Annotated in this window: 3 protein-coding genes; all 3 read left to right on the forward strand. The window is 55.2% G+C overall.

What is annotated here, in order from left to right:
* On the forward strand, positions 1-505 hold a 505-nt coding region (locus ACEW8N_RS01695), incomplete at its 5' end, for a putative toxin-antitoxin system toxin component, PIN family (protein WP_373498058.1).
* Between the two features lie 614 nt (positions 506-1,119).
* Positions 1,120-2,313 carry an ATP-binding protein gene (locus ACEW8N_RS01700; protein WP_373498059.1) on the forward strand — a complete coding sequence of 398 codons (1,194 nt, stop codon included), beginning with the start codon at positions 1,120-1,122 and terminating at the stop codon, positions 2,311-2,313.
* A 357-nt stretch (positions 2,314-2,670) separates the two neighbouring features.
* On the forward strand, positions 2,671-2,885 hold a 215-nt coding region (locus ACEW8N_RS01705), incomplete at its 3' end, for an AbrB/MazE/SpoVT family DNA-binding domain-containing protein (RefSeq protein WP_373498060.1).

Genomic DNA, 2,885 nt, shown 5'->3' on the forward strand with positions numbered 1-2,885 from the left:
AAGCGGCCGTGGCGGCGGCAAAAAAGGAGGCGGTCAACGGAACCCAGGCGGGAAGCCGGAAATGATCCGCGCCGTGATCGACACGCACGTTTTTGTGAGCCCCCTCTTGACCCCCGGTTCCAATGCCTCGGCCATCCTGGATTGGGTGAGAGCGGACAGGGTGGGGTTGCTGGTCTCCCGCGGCATCCTGGCGGAGATCGAACGGGTGCTGCAGGATCCGAAGCTTGCAGGGCGGCATCGCATGTCACTCGGACGAATCCGGGAATTTCTGAATGCATATGCCGAAATTGCCCAGATGACGGAGGAAAGGACAGCGGTCAGGAGGGTCCAGGGCGACCCCGCCGGCGACAGATACCTGGCGTGCGCCGTGGAAGGCTGGGCGGATTTCATCATTTCCGGAGATCACCGCCTGACCGATCTGAAAACGTACCGGGGAATCCGGATCGTGACGTCGGGTGATTTTGTGGAGCTCCAAGCAAACATCATTCAAATAGATAATCTGTAAAGTTTTCCAACAGTCCGTAGTCCATAGGATGGGTGGAGTGCAGCGAAACCCATCACAGCCGCGTCATTCGGCGATGGGTTGCGCTTCGCTCCACCCATCCTGCAATGCTGGAACTCAACCGCACCGATGCCCCAACGCCTGTTTTCGGATTCATCCACCCGATGGGAGCGGTTCGCGAACCGCCCCCACGGGAAAACCGGCATTTCACGGTTTACGTTCTACATCCCGCCGTTTCAGCCGACCGATACCGTTTCCTGGATAGCGTCTTCGGGCAGCCCCCGAAGCATGTCCGCCCTGCGATCTTCCAAAATTAATTCAATGTCTTGTCGCAAACTGTTTTTGGTTTCTTCGATCGTCTCCCCCTGTCCGTTGGCACAGGGGGTCCTCCAAGGGGTTTTTCCCATAACTACGAATAACAATCGGCGGGAGATGTCCAGCGAACAATGCACCGTTCGTCCCGGTATCACACGATTCCGCGATGAACCAAATCTTTCCGTAATTTCTTGACGGAAAATGCATCGGTGGATTAATGTATTACTCAATGGTTGCGTAATTTTACTCAATGGTTGAGTAAAATTTCTTTAATCAAATAACTAATTGATTATAAAATATATATGAATAGTTTTGAACGGTCATTAACACTCTTGCTGGCCCGTGAGCTTGAAAAAAAGCAGCCTGTCTTTCAGGTGATTACCGGACCCCGTCAGGTGGGAAAAACAACCATCGCCTACCAGGTCATGGAAAAACTGCCGTTCCCTTCCGTTTATGCCTCTGCCGATACGCCGCTTCCCCCGGGCCCCGAATGGATTGAAACCCAGTGGCGCCGAGCCGAGATCGATGCCGCCCGATCCGGCGGCGCGGTGCTTCTGGTTCTTGATGAAGTTCAAAAAGTGCGCGGCTGGAGTGAATCCCTGAAAGGGCTGTGGGATGCCGCCATCCGGAAATCACAAGATATCCGGTTGCTTGTGCTGGGATCATCCGCCCTGCTGATTCAGGCGGGACTGTCGGAAAGCCTGGCGGGGCGCTTTTTCCTGCATCGGTGCGGCCATTGGACGTTTCCGGAATGCGCGGACGCCTTTGGCTGGGACCTGACGCGGTGGCTTTATTTCGGCGGATATCCAGGCGCGGCGGGTTTCAGTGATGATGAGGGAAAATGGAAACGATACGTGGCCGATTCCCTGATTGAAACGGTGCTGGCGAGGGATGTGCTGCAACTCCAGAAAATCACCAAGCCGACACTGCTGAGGCATTTGTTCGCGCTTGCGGCGACGTTTCCGGCCCAGATCCTGTCCTATAACAAAATGCTCGGACAGTTGCAGGATGTGGGCAATACCACCACCATCGCCAATTATCTGAAGCTTCTGGAAACCGCCTTTCTTGTCAGCGGACTGGAGCTTTTTTCCCGTGGTTCCGTTCGCAAGCGGGGAAGCAGCCCTAAACTGCTGTTATGGAACAATGCCCTGGTCAATTCGCTTTCCACCCGCTCATTTGAAGAATCCATAGGGGATGCGGGCTGGTGGGGCCGGCTGGTCGAGAATGCCGTGGGCGGCATTCTCCTTGGCAATTTATCCGCAGCGGACTATGCCGTCACATACTGGCGGGAAGGAGATCGCGAGGTGGATTTTGTGATTGCCCGTGGAACCCGAATTTGGGGCATCGAAGTGAAAAGCGGCAGAGGGGGCAAAACCTCCGGGCTGGAAGCGTTTCGCTCCCGGTATCCCGAAGCACGGTTGCTTGTGGTTGGCGGAAGCGGCATCCCGCTGGAAGAGTTTTTCACCACACCCGCAGAGCTGTGGTTGAATTCATAAGGGAAGGCGGAATGTCATCTGTTCAGGACGCTCTAAACACCCCCTGGAAAATTCGGCTCATCGCGGATTAGCGTGAAACGACTGGGTAACAGAACATCCCGATGAAGTCTGTGATATCGTTAAGCTGCATATTTTAAGTAAGTTATAGCGATTTACGTTTTTAAGATAAATATTAAAACTCGATTTTCACGCTAACCCGCGTTGAGCCGGATGTTCCGTCCGGCAGCTGATGCGGGCTTCGGCTTGCCCGTCGGCGGGGGACCTTTGCGATTTGACAAGGGCTTTGCGCATCCTGCAGGGATCACATAATATGGAACTTGCATTCCACCTCGGGAACAACAACCACAGGAGCCGGCCATGCCTCTGGTCAAAGTCGACCGCAACGGGCAGATCACCATCCCCAAAGCGCTGCGGGCCATTCTGGGGATTCGGGAAGGGGATGTTCTGGAGATCGGCATCCAGGGCGGCAACATCATCCTCAAACCCGGGAGCGCCGTCGATACGGTCCCTGCCGGTCAGCGCTTTTTCGAGGCAATGGATGAAATCCGGGCCGGGATGACGGATGCCGACCC

Source organism: Desulfococcus sp., assembly GCF_041737845.1.
Classification (GTDB): Bacteria; Desulfobacterota; Desulfobacteria; order Desulfobacterales; family Desulfococcaceae; genus Desulfococcus.

Excerpts from the sequence above, each read along its gene's own strand:
- ACEW8N_RS01700 (WP_373498059.1), top strand. The coding sequence starts at position 1,120 with ATGAATAGTTTTGAACGGTCATTAACACTCTTGCTGGCCCGTGAGCTT.